13 protein-coding genes are annotated in these 16,079 nt (G+C 70.6%); 4 read left to right on the top strand and 9 right to left on the bottom strand.

Annotated features, from left to right (window positions below; translation table 11 throughout):
• Positions 1-43 precede the first annotated feature (43 nt).
• A complete protein-coding gene (locus HD597_RS36440; protein WP_253748170.1) occupies positions 44-466 on the bottom strand; it encodes an RrF2 family transcriptional regulator in 423 nt (140 codons plus the stop codon).
• Between the two features lie 77 nt (positions 467-543).
• On the opposite strand from HD597_RS36440, the gene HD597_RS36435 reads away from it, so the two are divergent.
• From HD597_RS36435 to HD597_RS36425, 3 genes are all read left to right on the top strand, one after another.
• Positions 544-1,113 (top strand): TetR/AcrR family transcriptional regulator, encoded by a 570-nt coding sequence (locus HD597_RS36435; RefSeq protein WP_253748168.1) that lies wholly within the window; start codon positions 544-546, stop codon positions 1,111-1,113.
• Positions 1,114-1,127: 14 nt separating this feature from the next.
• Positions 1,128-1,442 carry a hypothetical protein gene (locus HD597_RS36430; protein ID WP_253748166.1) on the top strand — a complete coding sequence of 105 codons (315 nt, stop codon included), beginning with the start codon at positions 1,128-1,130 and terminating at the stop codon, positions 1,440-1,442.
• A gap of 169 nt (positions 1,443-1,611) precedes the next feature.
• Positions 1,612-2,385 carry a dienelactone hydrolase family protein gene (locus tag HD597_RS36425; protein WP_253748164.1) on the top strand — a complete coding sequence of 258 codons (774 nt, stop codon included), beginning with the start codon at positions 1,612-1,614 and terminating at the stop codon, positions 2,383-2,385.
• Here HD597_RS36425 and HD597_RS36420 read toward each other — a convergent pair.
• The 8 genes from HD597_RS36420 to HD597_RS36385 form a co-directional block, all read right to left on the bottom strand.
• On the bottom strand, positions 2,348-5,443 hold the full coding sequence (locus HD597_RS36420) for a glycosyl hydrolase (RefSeq protein ID WP_253748162.1): 3,096 nt from the start codon (positions 5,441-5,443) through the stop codon (positions 2,348-2,350). The genes HD597_RS36425 and HD597_RS36420 overlap by 38 nt on opposite strands.
• Positions 5,444-5,518: 75 nt before the next feature.
• Entirely contained in the window at positions 5,519-7,309 is a 1,791-nt protein-coding gene (locus HD597_RS66135; RefSeq protein ID WP_253748160.1) for a right-handed parallel beta-helix repeat-containing protein, read from the bottom strand.
• 5 nt (positions 7,310-7,314) lie between these two features.
• On the bottom strand, positions 7,315-9,123 hold the full coding sequence (locus HD597_RS66130) for a right-handed parallel beta-helix repeat-containing protein (protein WP_253748158.1): 1,809 nt from the start codon (positions 9,121-9,123) through the stop codon (positions 7,315-7,317).
• 11 nt (positions 9,124-9,134) lie between these two features.
• A complete protein-coding gene (locus HD597_RS36405) occupies positions 9,135-9,902 on the bottom strand; it encodes an RraA family protein (protein ID WP_253748156.1) in 768 nt (255 codons plus the stop codon).
• 17 nt (positions 9,903-9,919) lie between these two features.
• On the bottom strand, positions 9,920-11,827 hold the full coding sequence (locus HD597_RS36400; protein WP_253748154.1) for a DUF8034 domain-containing protein: 1,908 nt from the start codon (positions 11,825-11,827) through the stop codon (positions 9,920-9,922).
• A 2-nt stretch (positions 11,828-11,829) separates the two neighbouring features.
• Complete coding sequence (locus HD597_RS36395; protein ID WP_148437655.1) at positions 11,830-12,639, bottom strand: carbohydrate ABC transporter permease; 810 nt, start codon at positions 12,637-12,639, stop codon at positions 11,830-11,832.
• Positions 12,636-13,568 carry a carbohydrate ABC transporter permease gene (locus tag HD597_RS36390; RefSeq protein WP_253748152.1) on the bottom strand — a complete coding sequence of 311 codons (933 nt, stop codon included), beginning with the start codon at positions 13,566-13,568 and terminating at the stop codon, positions 12,636-12,638. The genes HD597_RS36395 and HD597_RS36390 overlap by 4 nt, the downstream gene beginning before the upstream one ends.
• A complete protein-coding gene (locus HD597_RS36385) occupies positions 13,565-14,836 on the bottom strand; it encodes an ABC transporter substrate-binding protein (protein ID WP_253748150.1) in 1,272 nt (423 codons plus the stop codon). The genes HD597_RS36390 and HD597_RS36385 overlap by 4 nt, the downstream gene beginning before the upstream one ends.
• Before the next feature lie 161 nt (positions 14,837-14,997).
• On the opposite strand from HD597_RS36385, the gene HD597_RS36380 reads away from it, so the two are divergent.
• Positions 14,998-16,068: an FCD domain-containing protein gene (locus HD597_RS36380; protein WP_253748148.1), complete on the top strand. Its 1,071-nt coding sequence runs from the start codon at positions 14,998-15,000 to the stop codon at positions 16,066-16,068.
• Positions 16,069-16,079 lie beyond the last annotated feature (11 nt).

Genomic DNA, 16,079 nt, shown 5'->3' with positions numbered 1-16,079 from the left:
CCCTTAACTCGATATCGGTTATATCTAGTTATGGCGAAAAAAATCAGGTGGCGCGGTGGAGGTCGGCGATCGTGGTGCCGGCCAGGCTGGCCTTCATCGCCTCCTCCGCCTGCCGCAGGTTCGCGGCGACGCGCCGGCGGATCACCTCAGGCCGCCCGCCGGGCAGCGAATGGTCGAGGTCCGTCCTGAACAGCGGCCGATCCTGCTCGCCCGCGCGCAGCACGTCGAGCAGCGTGATCCTGTCGGACGGCCTGGCCAGCCTGATGCCGCCCCTGGCGCCCTCCCTGGTCTCGACGAGCCCGGCGCGCGTCAGGCTCTGCACGATCTTCGTCGCGGTCGGCGGCGCGATGCCGAGCGCCGCCGCGAGCTCTCTCGTGGAGATGAAGTCGGTGAAGCCCTCCTCGACCTTCACGGCGATGTAGACGACCACGGCGATCGCCTGCGTGAGGGTGAGGGGATACGTCACAAACTCACTATCTAGTGCATCCAGTTGGAGATCGTCAACAGCTTGACGATGTGACAATCTTGCTTAAGATTGTCACGATGTCACAGAGTACAGAGAAGCAGCAGCAGATCCTTGATGCCGCGCTCCAGGTGTTCGGCCGCTACGGCTTCCGCCGTACGTCGATGGAGCTGATCGCGCAGGCCGCCGGGGTCTCCCGTCCCGCCCTCTACAAGCACTACGCGGGCAAGGAGGAGATCTTCCGTGCCGTGGCGGAGGGGGCCATCGACCGGCTCGTCGGCCAGGCGGCGGAGATCGGCAAGGAGGGCGGCGACGTCGCCGACCGGGTGTTCCGTGCCCTGAACCTGAAGCTGGAGTTCGTCACGGGCAGCGTCGAGGCGGGGTTCCGGGGGGAGATGCTCGCGGAGGTGAGCGTGCTCGCCCCCGACCTGACGCGCTCGTTCAAGGATCGGCACGCCGCCGTCATCAAGTCCGTCCTGCTCGCCGCCGGGGACGACCTGCCGCAGCTCGGCACCGTCCTGTCGGCCGACGACGCCGCCGAGTTGCTGCTGGCGGCCCTGACCGGCATCTCCCAGCAGGAGGACGAGGCGCACGTGCTGCGCACCCGGCTGCGGCAGCTCGTCGACATCACCGTCCGAAGCCTCACCTGATCACAGGAGTCCTCATGACGCAGACGATCCTGCTCAGCTTCGTCGCGGGCGTTCTCGCCGGCAACGCCACACCGCACTTCGTCAAGGGCATCACGAAGGAGGAGTTCCCCACGCTCTTCGGCCCCAGCCCGCTGATCAACCTGGTCGCCGGCTGGTTCATGTACGTGCTGGCCGCGATCCTGACGATCCTGGCCGACGTCGGCGCCCACCCGATCGCCGCGCTGGCCGCGGGGGCGGTGGGCGTGCTGGGCATGGGCGTCTTCCACGCCCAGGTCGGCGCCGCCCGCCTCGCCAGGCAGCCGCGTGCCGCCCATGGCCGTACGACGTGAGGCCGGCGCCGGCCATGCCCACGATCGTGATCACCCCACCTGCCGGCCAGCGGTACGCGTCGCTGGTGCGGGGCCGGCTGACCTGGCCGCGACCGTCGAGGACGGCATGCGATCCCGCGGCCGGCGAGGCACTCTGGCAGGACAGCGCCGCCTTGACCGCGGAGGCGTGATGCCGGTGCGAGAGGTGCGCATCCCGTTGCCGGACGGCGCTGCGCTGGCCGCGACGCTGGCGCTGCCAGAGGGGGCCGCACCGGTCTCCGGCTGGCCCGGAGTGGTGGTCGTGCACGAAATCTATGGCGTCGAACCGGACATGCTGGACGTGGTGCGATCGTTCGCCGAACACGGGTACGCGGCGGTCCTGCCCGATCTCTACAGCCACGGCTCCAGGGTCAGGTGCCTGGCCCGAGCCCTCCACCAGCTCGCCACGGGAAGGCCGGGCGGCCCCGCCGCCGACCTCGACGTCACCCGGCGATGGCTCGCCGGCCGGGAAGAGATCGACGGCGGGAGACTGGGCGTGATCGGGTTCTGCATGGGAGGAGGCTTCGCCCTGGCCTACGCGGCCGGCGCACCGCCCGGCGTGCGGGCGGCGTCGGTGAACTACGGCGCGGTGCCCCGCCGCCAGGAGGAGCTCAGCTCCGTATGCCCGGTCGTGGCCTCCTACGGCGGTCGCGACCAGGGCTTCCGCGCGCACGGCAGCCGGCTGCGCGAGCACCTGCGGGCACTCGGCATCGACCACGACGTCACCGTCTACCAGGAGGCCGGCCACTCCTTCATGACCGACGGGCACCACCCGATCGCCGGGCTCGCGCTGTTCCCGCTCCGGCACGGCCTGGTCCGGCCGGCGGCGGACGACGCCTGGCGACGCACCTTCGCCTTCTTCGACCGGTACGTCGCCGGCCAGGGGGTCACCGGATCGGCGCCTCCCGGTACGGAACCAGCCTGACCGGCCCGACCAGCCCGTACGGCTGCCGCGCCAGCCCGCCGTACACGGCCGGGTCCGCCACCCTGAGCCGGTTGCCCAGCGGGGTCGCCACCTCCACCTGGATGGTGTTGGGCCCGCGCCCGAGGTGCGGGCCGAGGTCGAGGACGGGGTGGATCTGGTCCACCGGGTCCAGGCGCCGGCCGTTGACGCTCACCCGGCAGGTGTCGCTCACCTCGCCCAGCTCCAGGTAGGCGGGACCGTCCGCCTCGACGGTGGTCGTGTACGTCCCGACGCCGGACACGTCGGCCAGGCCGGGGATCTGCGACCAGGGCACGAGCCGGTCGAGCCGCAGGGAGTGCACGGCCGGCTCGGGGCCCCGGTCCTCGACCCGGAGGTGCCAGGCGCCGAGCTCGACCGGTGCGGGGACGGGGCCGATCTCGGAGGCCAGCGTGCGGCCGTCGGACAGGGTGGTGGTGTAGACGCCCGCCCCGGCGGCCCGCACGACCAGCCGGCCGCCGGCGTACCTCACCAGGTCGGCGTCCGTGCTGGTGGCGTGCGCGCGCCGGCCCGTGCGGTCGCCGAACAGGCCGGGCCGGCCGAGGGCCACGATCCTGGCCTGGCCGGGCTGGAGGGTGACGCGCAGGCGGATGGTGTCGCCGTCCGCCACGTACCGGGCGATGCGGGAGGCGCGGCCCGTCCACGGGTCGAGGAGGTACGGGACGCTGTCCCGGTTGCCGCGGGTCAGCGTCACCTCGTGGTCGATCGTGGTCACGGGCGGTTTGGCGTTCTCCTGGTGCTTGCCGTTGCACAGGTAGTAGTAGTCCACGTCGCCGTCCACGCGGCGCATGGTGAGCAGGGTGGACGGGACCGCGTACCGGATGTCGGGGTGGACGCCGAGGGAGGCGAGGGCGGCGGGCACCTCCGCGGCGGTCGCGATCATCCGCGTGGCGGGCCGCGCGAGCAGGTCCGACAGGACCGCGCGGAGCCGCTCGTTCGCGCCGTCCGCGTCCTGCCGGCCGCCGTCGTGCGGGATGCCCGGCACCGAGGCGTTGCGCCAGTCGCCGAGCAGGACGATGGGCAGGCCGGCGTCCGCGTACTCGAGCAGGCGCCGCGCCACGCCGACCGTCATCGTGCACTCGCCCGAGTAGAACTTGTCACCCTCGACGAACAGCGCCTTGTACGCGGGCCGGCCCAGCCGCCCGCCCGTGACCCGCGCGGCGGGCAGGCCGAGCAGCGGACCGCTGACGAACTGGTGAGTCCAGCCGCCCGGGACACCGCTCGCGGTGAACCAGGAGGCCCCGATGCCGGTCTTGGTGTATCCGGTCTGCCGGAACACCGCCACGTCAGCACGAGGCACGCCCTGTCGCATGATCAGGTGAATGCGCGCGAGATAGGTGGAGATGTCGTCGATGTGGTCCCAGGTCGGCTGGCGGGGGCCCCACGACTCCGCGTACCCCACCGTCCCGTTGTACGGCGTGAACGCCGCGAACCCCGGCCACGCGGCGCCGGGCGCCTGCGCGTACGAGAAGCCGTGCAGCACTGTCTGGTTGAGGCCCGCCGCGTACGCCCCGCCCATCGTGCGCAGCAGCTTCTTCCACGTCGTCGTGTACGCCCCGCCCTGGTACGCCCCCGCCTCGCAGGACAGCACCTCCCGCCCGGCCAGGTCCCGGCCGCCGGCCAGGCAGCGGTAGTCGTCCAGGTTCCTGAACCCCAGCGACTCGCCTTCCGGCACGTCGAGAATGGCCGCGGCCTCGATGGCGTCCGTCCGCAGCCCGTACGGCTGCGCCCGCAACCGCAGGCCGATCGAGTGCGCCCAGTCGCGCAGCGCGGTGAAGTGGTGCTCGTTGAACAGCTCGGACACCGTGTCCCAGAAGTCCTTGCGGGCGTGCCGGGTGCGGACGGGGTCGAAGGCGAAGACCGGGTCCTCGTTGGCGAGCATGACCACCGGCAGGATGGACGCCAGCGGGTAGCCGCGCCGCCGCTCGAACTCGGCGGGCAGGTCCGGCGTCCACGGCAGGGCGTCGGTCTCGATCTCGATGGAGTCCTCGAACAGCGCTCCGCCCGCGCGCCTGAGCAGCCTGCGGACGGCGGGGGTGAGCAGCTCCGACTCCCAGTAGTCGATCACCGCCTGGGTGCCGGCGCGGCTGAAGTGGTCCACGACGTACGCCTCGGGGGCGGTGTGCGGGCCGGACTCGGGGCGCTGGCCGGACCCGCGCTGCCAGGAGGAGATGAGCAGCCAGTCGCCGTCGGCGGGGGCGGTCCAGGTGATCGTCTGGTCGTCGGTGACGCTGATGGTCCGGAGGGAGGCGGGGTCGAGGCCGGTCTCGTCGCGGGTCGAGTGGGCGGGGTCGATCCTGGCCGCCTGGACGAGCAGCAGCTCACGGTCCGCGACGGTGGCCGGGGCCTCGGTGGGGCGGGCGGCCGCGGCGATGGCGGCGCGGGCGGTCGGAGAGATGGCGGGATGGGCGGCCGGGGCGATGGCGGGTGGCGGGATCGGGCCGGAGTAGGTGGTGCCGGCGGGGACGGTGACGGAGCCGTGGGCCAGCTCCTTGGCCGCCGCCGCGCTGCCGGGCGTGATCGTGGGGACGGCGGCGGGCCAGGCGGGGCCGATCGTGAGGTCGATCGTGATGCCGCGCTCGGCCGCCTGTTCGAGTGCGGCCTCGACGGCGGTGTTCCAGGCGGGGGTGCCCCAGCCGTGGCCGGCCGGGTCGAGCACGGACTTGTCGCGGATGCTGTGGTGCACGGCCGCGATCTCCGCGCCGCCGAAGCCGGCGTCGGCGAGCTGGTCCACCTCCCGCCGGATCTGGGCGGGGTCGACGTGGGCGTCGGGCCACCACCAGCGCACCATCGGGCGCACCTCGCGCCGGGGGCGGGCGAACCAGGCGGCCGAGGGCGGTGCGGAGGCCGCGACGGCGGGGGAGGGGCCGTCGAAGGCCAGCGCGGCGGTGGTGGCGGCGCCGAGCGCGAGAAAACCCCGCCGCGTCACCGCGAGCACACCGGCCGCGGGCGGGTGGTGACGGAGCGTGGGGGATGAGGCGTCGGGTGTCGTAGGAATGCCGTGCTGCGTCAGATCGTTCACGGGCGCTCCAGGAAGCCGGTCCTGTGGGGGTCGCCGGCCGGAAGGGGCGCCGGGCAGGCCCGGCGCCCCGGCCGGCTAACTCGGGATCGGGTACGGGAACGCGCTCGTCACGCCGATCTTGTCGTACTCCATCTTCGAGGCGTCGAACCCGTCGACCCAGTTCGCGTTCGTCACCTCGTTGCACTGATAACTCTGGTAGGACTGGTCGGTCGTCCTGCCCACCTCGATGTTGTCGAAGGCGAAGCCGCACCCGCCGGCGTCCATGTGCACCCCGCGGGTCCCGCTGTCGGGCATGGACGCGTCGGGGATGACGTCCCCGATGACGACCTGGGAGACGTGGTTGGTGATCTCGTGCGGGTCGAGGTTGGAGACGCCGTAGGTGTAGAAGGCGCCCATGTCGCCGCTGTCCAGCCCCGTCTCCTCCAGCCGCAGGTACTTGAACACGTTCCCGTGCGCGTACCCGTCGCCGTCCTTCACCTCGGGCCGGACCTCCAGGCTCACCCCGTACCGGGCGCTGTGCTTGACGACGGTGTGGCTGACCTCGTTGTTCCCGGTGTTCATGAGCTCGACCCCGGACGCGTCCCCGGGCACCAGCTCGCCGATGTGATGGATGTAGTTGTTGGTGAACACGTTCTGCCCGGCGATGTCGCCCTCGCCCGGGTACGGGCCCTCGACCTTGATCCCGTCGGCTCCGACGTTCTCCAGGAGGCTGTCGGAGATCCGTACGTGGTCGTTGGCGAACAGCAGGTAGAACCCTGTGAACCCGGTGTCCGACAGGTGCAGCCGGGTCAGGTCGATGCCGCTGGTGTTGGTGAGCGTCACCGCGCCGAAGCGGTTGCGCGGCATCTCGATCTGCCGGTCGTACTCGGGGTACTTGTGCGGCTCACCGGCGTCGCCCGCGCTGATCCAGCCGTTGCGGTACCAGCTCACGAAGTCGCTGTACTGCAGGGCGAGCCCGTCGAAGGACACGTTGCGCACCCGCTTGGAGGGGGAGCTGCCCTTGAGGGAGAGGATCGTCTTCACGGTCGGCGCCATGACCTTGTCGATCGAGCCGCGCGGCCAGTAGTAGACCTCGCTCTTGTCGAAGTCGAAGTAGTACTCGCCGGCCTGGTCGAGGAAGTCCAGCGAGTTCTGCAGGAAGTAGCGCGAGCCGCCTCGGCTGTTGACCAGGGCGTAGCGCGTCCAGTGTTCGAGGGTGAGCTGGTTGTCGTCCCACGACGGGTTCTGGATCGGCACCGTGTCGGTGAACCAGCTCCACGAGCCGCCCGACCAGACCATGACCTGCGCGTTGTCGAGGTTCCAGCTCTTGTCCCAGTCACCGGGCTTGGAGTACAGCCACTGGTAGACCGCCTCCTTCTCCGGCTCCTTCAGCACCGAGGTGAGGTACGGCGCCCACACGTCGTCCGAGCGGCGGTTGGGGTAGCGGGCGGTGGTGGCCCGCTTGCCGTCCTCGAACAGGGTGTAGAAGGCGCGGTCGACCTTCGTCTTGTAGATGTCGCCCTTGTACTTCTCCCACCCGGTCACCGGCCGCGCGCCCAGCAGGCGGGCCTTGCCGGGGCCGTCCGCGCTGCGGTAGACGACGCGGTGGCCGTTTTTGCCGGAGTCGGCCTCGGTGAACTCGATGGTCTTGTCGACGACGTAGTCGCCGGCCTTCACGTTCACCACGATGTCGCAGCTCTGGTGCCTGATGGCCCTGATCTGGTCGCGGGCGTGCTCGATGGTCTTCCACGGGCGCTGGGCGCTGTTGCCGGGGCCCCGGTCGGCGCCGTTGGGCGCGACGTGGAAGTCGATCGGCTTGCACGGCGCCTGGGCGGAGGCGGTGGGGGCGACGAGCAGCGCGCCGAGGGTCACCGCCACCGTGATCACCGCCTTCACTGCGCGGCCCCGGGGATCGGGTACGGGAACGCGCTGGTCACGCCGATCTTGTCGTACTCCATCTTGGAGGCGTCGAACCCGTCCGCCCAGTTGGCGTTGGTCACCTGGTTGCACTGGTAGCTCTGGTACTTGTCGTCGCTGACCTTGCCCACCTCGATGTTGTCGAAGGTGAAGCCGCAGCCGCCGGCGTCCATGTGCACGCCGCGGGTGCCGCTGTCCGGCATCGCGCCGGCCGGGTCGTTGATGACGTCCGTGATCACCATCTGCTTGACGTGGTTGTCCATGGGATGCGGCTCGACGTTGCTGACGCCGTAGGTGTAGAAGGCGCCCATGTCACCGCTGTCCAGGCCGGTCTCCTCCAGCTTGATGTAGGAGAAGGTGTTGTTGCGGGCGTAGTTGTCCTCCGGCTTGATCTCCGGGCGGACCTCCAGGCTGATGCCGTACCGCGCGCTGTGCCTGACGTTGATGTTGCTGACGGTGTTGTTGCCGGTGCTCAGCAGCTCGATGCCGGCCGCGTCGCCGGGCACCAGCTCGCCGACGTGGTAGATGTAGTTGTTCGTGATCGTGTGGTGGCCGGAGATGTCGCCCTCGCCGGGGTAGCCGCCCTCGACCTTGATGCCGTCGGCGCCGATGTTCTCCAGCAGGCTGTCCGACACCTTGACCCGCTCGTTGGCGAAGAGCAGGTAGACGCCCATGAAGCCGCTGTCGGAGAGGCGCAGCCTGGTCAGGTCGATGTCGCGGGTGTTCTCCAGCGTGACCATGCCGAACCGGTTGCGCGGCATCTCGATCTGCCGGTCGTAGACGGGGTACTTGTGCTCGTAGCCCGAGTCGCCCTCGCTGATCCAGCCGGCCCGGTACCAGTCGACGAAGTCGCTGTACTGCAGGGCCAGGCCGTCGAAGGACAGGTTCTGCACCCGCGCCTCGGGAGTGCTGCCCTTGAGCGACAGGATGGTCTTGACGGTCGGGGCCATGACCTTGTCGATCGAGCCCTTGGGCCAGTAGTAGACCTCGCTGTTGGCGAAGTCGAAGTAGTACTCACCGGGCTGGTCGAGGAAGCGCAGCGTGTTCTGCAGGAAGTAACGCGAGCCGCTGCGGCTGTTCATGAACGCGTAGCGCGCCCAGTGGTTGAGCGTGAAGAAGCCCTTGCGGAAGTCGGCCCCGCCCAGCGGCACCGTGTCGGTGAACCAGCTCCACGAGCCGCCCGACCAGACCACGATCTGCGAGTTCCTGTCGAAGTCGGCGTCCCACTCGGCGGGCACGTCCTCAGGCTTGAAGTACAGCCACTGGCGCACCGCCTCCTTCTCCGGCTCCCCGAGCCGCGAGAACAGGTACGGCGACCACAGGTCGTCGCTGGTCCGGTTGGGGTAGCGGGCGGTCGTGGCGCGTTTGCCGTCCTCGAACAGCGTGTAGAAGGTACGATCGACCTTGGTCTTGTAAATGTTGTCCTTGTAGAGCTGCCATCCCGTCACCGGCTTGGCACCCAGCAGGCGGGCCTTGCCCGGGCCGTCCGCGCTGCGATAGGTGATCCTGTGGCCGTCCCTGCCCGAGTCGGCCTCGGTGAACTCGATGGTCCTGTCCACGACGTAGTCGCCGGCCTTGACGTTGACGACGATGTCGCAGCTCTGCCTGCCCTTCTTCGCCCGGAGGGCGTCGCGGGCCTGCTCGATGCTCTTCCACGGGCTGCGGGCGCTGCCGTCGCCCTGGTCGCCGCCCTGGGTGGACACGTAGTAGTCGCAGTTCGGTCTGGCCGCCGTCGCCGGCGTGGGGGTGGTCAAGCCGCCCACGAGTAAGACGATCGCGCCCACGGACCTGAGTATCACTGGCTCTCCTTTACGTCCCGCCACCGCTCGTACTCGGCGCGGGTCTCGGGGGTGAGTGGGTAGTAGTCGGAAAGCGCCCCGCCCTCCTCGATGCGGGCGCGGCTGTAGCGCTCCCACTGCTCGTGGTCGGCGGCGGCCTCGAGCACCTGGCCGGCCCGGCGCAGCGGCACCACCACGGCGCCGTCGTCGTCGGCCACGCACAGGTCGCCGGGCAGCGCGAGCGCGCCGCCGACGGCCACCGGCACGTCGTAGGCCCAGGGGAACAGCTCCGCCTGCGAGGCGTAGTGCGGGGTGGCGCCGGTGGACCAGATGGGCAGGCCGATGCCGCTCACGCGGGGCAGGTCCCTGATCCGGCCGTCGACGACGATGCCGGCGCCGCCCTTGCCCTTGAAGTAGCGCACCAGCATGTCGCCGAAGCAGCCGGTGTACGCGCTGCCGTACGCCTGCACGACGAGCACGTCGCCGGGCTCGATGTCCTCCAGCACGTGCCACAGGGCCGTGTGCCGCTCGACGTACTCCTGGCCGAGGCCGGAGGCGATGTCCTCGCGCTGCGGCATGAACTGCAGCGTGCGGACCCGGCCGGCGATCTTCTGCCCCGGCGCGATGGGCCGAGGCCCCTCGACGAAGGTCCGCCGGATGCCCTGCGCGTGCAGCTTGGCGCAGGCGGTGGCCGAGCTGATCCGGGACAGCCCCGCCACGAGGGCGGGATCGGGTGCGGCGGGCAGTTTCCCGCGTACGGGCAGCTCCCAGATGGCGTCGTCCATGAAACTCCTCTTGCGACTCAGTAGTGCTGGTGCGACGGCGTGCGGACGCGCGCGGTCGTGTGCAGGTCGAGGCGGATGCGGCGGCCGGGAGGTAGCTCCACGAGCAGGCGCGGGCCGTTCACCGTCACCTCCTGCTCGCTCTGCGGGATGGGGGGTGAGGTGTAGGAGCGGGGGTCGCCCGGATAGTCGTCGCCGTCGCCGCGGCTGACGGTGGCGCGGTCGATGCGGTCCTCGCCGAACTGGCCGGCCTGCACCACGACGCGCCGCGTGTGGGTGAGGCTCAGGTTGACCAGCTCGACGCCGGCGCCGTCGGGGCGTACGGAGTCGACCAGCGCGGCCACGTCGCGGGGCAGCCCGGGGCGGGCGCGGTCGGCGTCGAAGTAGGCCAGCCGCGTCGGCAGCAGGCCGCCGTTGTAGAGCACCTGAGGGGTGCCGGTGACGAGTTGCAGCAGCGCCTCCGTGAGCACGGGGTTGAGCCGCTGCCAGTGGTGCACGTGGATGGTGGCCAGGTCCGCCTCGTCGGCGTCGATGAGCGCCATGCGGCGCTGCACCTGCCCGAGCGCGGTGGCGAGCATCTGCTCGGGGAAGCCGGGGTTGGCGCCGCGCAGGAACTCCAGCCACGGCGCCTCGTGCCCGGCCTCCTCCTTGTTGCGGAACGGCCGCACCGTCGCCCAGTCGTAGCCGGACGCCTTGCGCAGCCGGTCGAGCCGGTCCGCGTCGCCCCGGCTCCGCGAGAGGTGCCAGAGCCACACGGGCAGGCCGAGCTGCGGCGGCTGGAAGTCGAACCAGCCGCTGTCGTCGTGCCGGTTCGGCACCAGCATGGTGGGCTTGGCGGCCTCGTCGCCCAGCTCCGCCAGCCAGCGGTCGCTGATGCTCATCTCGGTCTCGGTGACGGCGGCCTGGACGGCGCGGCCGTACACGGCTTCGAGGGGGTCGCGCCCGATGGCGAGCGCGGCGTCGTCGCCGGTCAGCAGGTGCGCGTTGACCGCGGCGATCGCGGCGGCGGCGCCGACGCTGTAGAGGCCGTGCGGCCACTGCCAGCCGTAGTTGCCGCCGTACCAGCGGCCTCCGTGCAACTCGCCGACCACGCCCGAGGGGCCGACGTTGTCGGGGATGACGCCGTCGTTGGCCTCGGCCCTGCGCTGCCAGGCGCCGATGTAGCGCAACGCCCAGTCGCGGTAGCGGTCGTCGCCGTCGTACAGCCAGGCGTTGACGGCCAGGCTGGTCGCGGCCAGGTTGACGGCCACGTCGCCGCGGCCGATGCGCTCGCTCATCGCCGCGCCCATCCGGGCGGCGTTGCTCGGGTCGCCCAGGTCCTCCCAGCGTTCGATGCCGGGCAGGTCGCGCAGCGGCAGGCCGAACGGCCGCATGCTGGTCAGGTCGGTGTGGTAGGAGGCCCACTCCCACTGCAGGCCGTAGCGGGGGCCGACGGCGCCGTTGTGCGGGGCGCGGATGATGTCGTGCTCGGCGTCGTAGTTGGCCGAGCCGGGCAGGTACAGGTCGGCGAAGCGGCGGGCCCGCTCGCGGAAGAGCTCGTCGCGCGGGTCGGCCGCGCAGATGCCGTAGAACAGCAGCATCGACTCGCCCTGGTGGAACCAGTCGTAGCCGCGCTCGTACTCCTCCACCAGGTAGCCCAGCTCGGTGAGCTGCCTGGTGATGCCCTCCCAGTGGTGCTTGGCGGCGTCGAGCAGGTCGTCGGCGCCGCCGAGCTGGTAGAGCGTCGGCCAGTTGAAGAACGCCTCGTAGAAGTCGTCGGCCCCGTCCCGGTCGGCCGCCGGGCCGTGGTAGATCAGCCGGCCGTCGGGCCCGCAGTAGCGGGCGGCGAAGCCGCGCCACGCCTCGTCGAGGGCGTCGAACAGCCTGCGCTCGAGCACCGCCCACGCCGGCGGCTCGCCGAGCGGCACCGTCGCTTTGATCTCGCGCATGGTCAACCTTTCGTTGCTCCTGCCGTGAGGCCGCTGATGATGTGCCGTTGCATGAAGACGAAGAAGATCAGCAGGGGCGCGATGGCCAGCAGCAGCGTCGGGAAGACCACCGTGTAGTCGGTGGAGTACTGGCTGACCGCCGCGTACACGCCGGTGGTGACCGTGTAGAGGCCGCTGCCGGGGCCCAGGATGATCTGCGGGTTCACGAAGTCGTTCCACACCGAGAAGGTGTTGAGGATGACCATCGTGGCGACCGCGGGCCGCATCAGCGGGAAGACGATCTGCCAGAACGTGCGCAGCCTGCCCGCCCCGTCCACCGCCGCCGCCTGGTCGAGCACGGCCGGGACGGTGGCGATGTAGCCCGCGTACAGGAAGATCGAGAACGGCAGCGTGAGCGTGGTCTCGAACAGCACGAAGCCCTGGATGGTGCCCATCAGGCCGAAGGTCTTGAGCACGTACACGACGGGGATGACCAGCACCTGGCCGGGGATGAACGTGCCGGCCAGGAAGAACAGCATGAGGACACGGAAGCGGCGCTTGGGGCTGCGGGCGATCACGTACGCCGCGGGGGCGGCCAGGCCCACCGACAGCACGTTGACCGCCACCACGAACAGCAGCGTGATCGCGTAGCCCTTGAACACGTTGAAGTTCGGGTTCGTCAGCGCCCTGCCGAGCGGTTCGAGGGTCAGCCCGCCCAGGCCGAACGGGTTGGACAGGATGTCCTGCTGGCCCTTGAACGCGTTGACGGTCAGCACGTACAGGGGGATGAGCATGAAGGCGACGGTGGCCCACAGGAAGGTCTTCTTGGTCATTGGTGCACCGCCAGCTCGCCGCGTCTGCGCAGCTTGGTCACCACGAACGCCAGCGCCGCCGTCACCAGCATGAGCAGGACCGACTGGGCGGAGCCGAAGCCGAGGCGGGCGTCGTGGAAGGAGTTCCACAGGATGAGGTAGGCGACGGTCTGCGTCTGACCGGCCGGGCCGCCCGCCGTCAGCGAGACCACCAGGTCGTACGTCTTGAGCAGCGTCACCAGCGACAGCACGATGTTGATGGTCACCGAGGGGCCGAGCGCGGGCAGCGTCACGTTCCTGAACACCTGCCAGCGGGTGGCGCCGTCGATGCGGGCCGCCTCGATCAGCGAGTGCGGCACCGCCTGCAGGCCCGCCAGGTACAGCACCACGTTGACGCCGAACCCGGCCCACACCAGCACCGCGATCATGGAAACCGTGGCCCACGCCGGGTCCGACAGGAACGGGATGACCTCGCCGCCCCAGGTCGTGACCAGGTTGTTGACCGCGCCGCCGGTGCCGAGGATGGCCGACCAGAGGAAGCCGACCACCAGGGCGCTGAGCACGTGCGGGTAGAACAGCACGATCCGGAAGAACGTGTTGGCCCTGGAGTTGCCGTTGACCAGGAGGGCGAAGCCGAGGCCGAGCAGGTTCAGCCCCGCGGTGCCGGCCGCCGCGACCAGCAGCGTGACGAGGGAGGCGCGCTGCAGCTCGGGGTCGTCCAGCAGGTCGAGGTAGTTGGCGGCGCCGACGAAGGCGGGGTCGGCGCTGAAGCCGTCCCAGTCGGTCAGGCTCAGGTAGAGGGCCAGGCCGACCGGGACGATCAGGAGCACGGTGTAGAGGATGGTGGCGGGGGCCACCATGAGGGTGGTGGCCAGCCCGTCGTGATTCCTGCGCTTCGGAACGGGCGCCTTCACGGCGACCGGAGGTGCCTGCTCGCGGGTGAGCGTCATGAGCGTCCGGCCAGCCAGCGGTCCACGCCTTCGGCGACCTCCTTGGGCGACTTGCCCACGTACAGGCCCTGGACCTCGGTGTTCCACGCGGAGTTGAAGCCCTTGGGCAGGGTGGCGTCACCGTAGCCCTCGCCCTGCGGCACCCCGGAGGGGGCCTGGTCGAGGATCTCCTGCACCTGCTTCTCCAGCGGGGTGAACTCGCGCTCCACGCCGGTGCGGAAGTTGCCGTCCTGGGCGAGCTGGCTCTTGACCGCCCCCGGGTCGGTGACCAGCCACTGGACCAGCTTGAGCGCCGCGTCCTTGTTCGGCGTGGACTTGAGGATCATGTACGGGGCCGCGAGCGTGGCGCCCTGCGGGCCCGGGTAGGCCTGGCCCTTGTCCACCGGGGCCGGGAAGACGCCGACCTCGAAGTCCTTGTCGGCCTTGGCCTCGGTGGCGGTGAACCAGCTTCCCATGACGTACATGGCCGACTTGCCGGACAGGAACTGGGTCTCGGCGTCGGCGTACTTCAGGCCGAGGGCGTTCTTGTCGACGTACCCCTTGTCGATCCAGCCCTGGTAGCGCTCCAGGTAGGGCAGCAGCGACTCGCCCGCCTTGGTCTTGCCGGCCTTGACGTCCTGCTGCCAGGCGGGGTGCGTCTGGGCGCGGCTGGGGTTGGACAGCTGCAGGAGCTGCAGGCCGGTCAGGAAGTCGCCGCCGGTCTGCAGCGGCAGGTACCCGGCCTTCTTGAGCTCGCCCATCGCGGTCTCGAGCTCGTCGAACGTCTGCGGCGGCTGCTCGATGCCCGCCTTGTCGAAGGCGGCCTTGTTGTAGAAGACCAGCGACTGGGCCTGCACGCCGACGCCGACCTGGTAGAGCTTGCCGCCCAGCTTGGCCTGCTCGGCCAGCGGGGTGTCCTTGGTCCACGCCTGGTCGGTCAGGTCGAGCATCTGCTTGGCCAGCGTCTCGTCGGCCATCAGCGTCTCCACCACGTCGGGCGCGTTGCCGGCGGCGAGCTGCTGCGGCAGCGTGTCGGCCACGCCCTTGCCGGTCGGGGCCTCGATCTTGACGTCGATGCCGGGGTTGGCCTGCTCGAACGGCTTGACCAGGCCGTCCCAGTAGGTCTGGGTGAGGTTCGGGCTGATGTTGACCAGCATCCGGACGGTGACCGGGCCGCCCTCGCTCTGCTGTGCCTGGGATTCGCCGGCGAAGCCGCCCCCGCCGCAGCCGGTGACGAGGAACAGGCAGCCGAGGGCTGAAAGGGCGAGGGATGAACGGGGGGAACGCATCGCACCTCCAAGGGGGCGAGATCTGCGACGCCTTTTAATGGGTCGATACTCGATTAGCGATTATTTAATACGTTGGTCACATGGGCCCGTCAAGGGCAAACGTGACGCTACAAATACGTGTCCTGCGAGTAGCTGAGTCATAAGTACGTTAAAGTTGCTGCGTGGCAGGACATGAGGACGACAAACGGCTGGTATTGGGGGCGGAGGAGCTCGCCACCCTGCGCGAGTGGGCCGGCCGCGAGCCCCGCGGCGGGCTGGCGCTGCGCAGCAGCATCGTGCTGGCGTGCGCGGAGGGGCTGCCCCGCAAGGACATCGCGAGCCGGCTGTCGGTGAGCCCGGCGACCGTGGCGAAGTGGCGCGCCCGCTTCGTCGAGCGCGGACTCGACGGCCTGGCCGACGCGCCCAGGCCGGGGCGCCCGCGCAGCGCCGAACGGCAGGAGGCCGAGCGGGTGATCGCCGCCGCGGCCGGAGGCGGCGCCGTGCCGTCCACCCGCACGATGGCCACCCAGCTCGGGCTGTCGCAGTCGACGGTGGCCCGCATCTGGCAGGAGCAGCAGATCGCGCCGGACGCGGCCCAGGTGCTGCCCAGGGAGCTGCTGTCGGACCGCGTCTACGCGCTGCTGCGCGGCTGGATCGTCTCGGGCGAGCTGGTGGCCGGGCAGCGGCTGGTCGAGGCGGAGATCGCGCGCCGGGTGGGCACCAGCCAGGCCCCGGCCCGGGAGGCGATCAAACGGTTGGCGCACGAGGGGCTGGTCATCTCCTATCCCAACCGGGGGAGCTACGTCGCGGAGATCTCGGACGAGCAGGCTCGCGAGGTGCGCGACATCAGGGTGTTGCTGGAGGAGTATGCCGCACGCGGCGCCGCCGCCCGCATCCAGCCCGACACGTTGCGGCAGCTCTCGGCCGACGTGATGGCCATGCGGCAGGCGGCCCGCGACGGTGACATCGGCGCCTTCCGCGACGCGGACCTCGCCTTCCACCGCCGGGTGTGCGCGGCCTGCGGCAACTCCTTCCTGCTGCGGTTGTGGCGGACGATCGAGTCGAACCTGTGGAGCCTGCACGTGGTCGGCAACCCGCTCTACGCCGGTGACTGGTCGGCCATGGCGGGTCACCATGACGACCTGGTGGCGGCGCTGGCGGCGGGCGACCCGGAGGAGGCGGCGCGGTTGTTCGCCGCGCACGCCCGGGGCGAAGCCTCCCGCACCCGGCCCCGCGCTCCACGCCCCGCCTGAGGTCCTTCCGG

Source organism: Nonomuraea thailandensis (assembly GCF_024172165.1).
GTDB lineage: Bacteria > Actinomycetota > Actinomycetes > Streptosporangiales > Streptosporangiaceae > Nonomuraea > Nonomuraea thailandensis.
The sequence above is the reverse complement of the archived record's forward strand: the minus strand, read 5'-3'. Positions and strand labels throughout refer to the sequence as shown.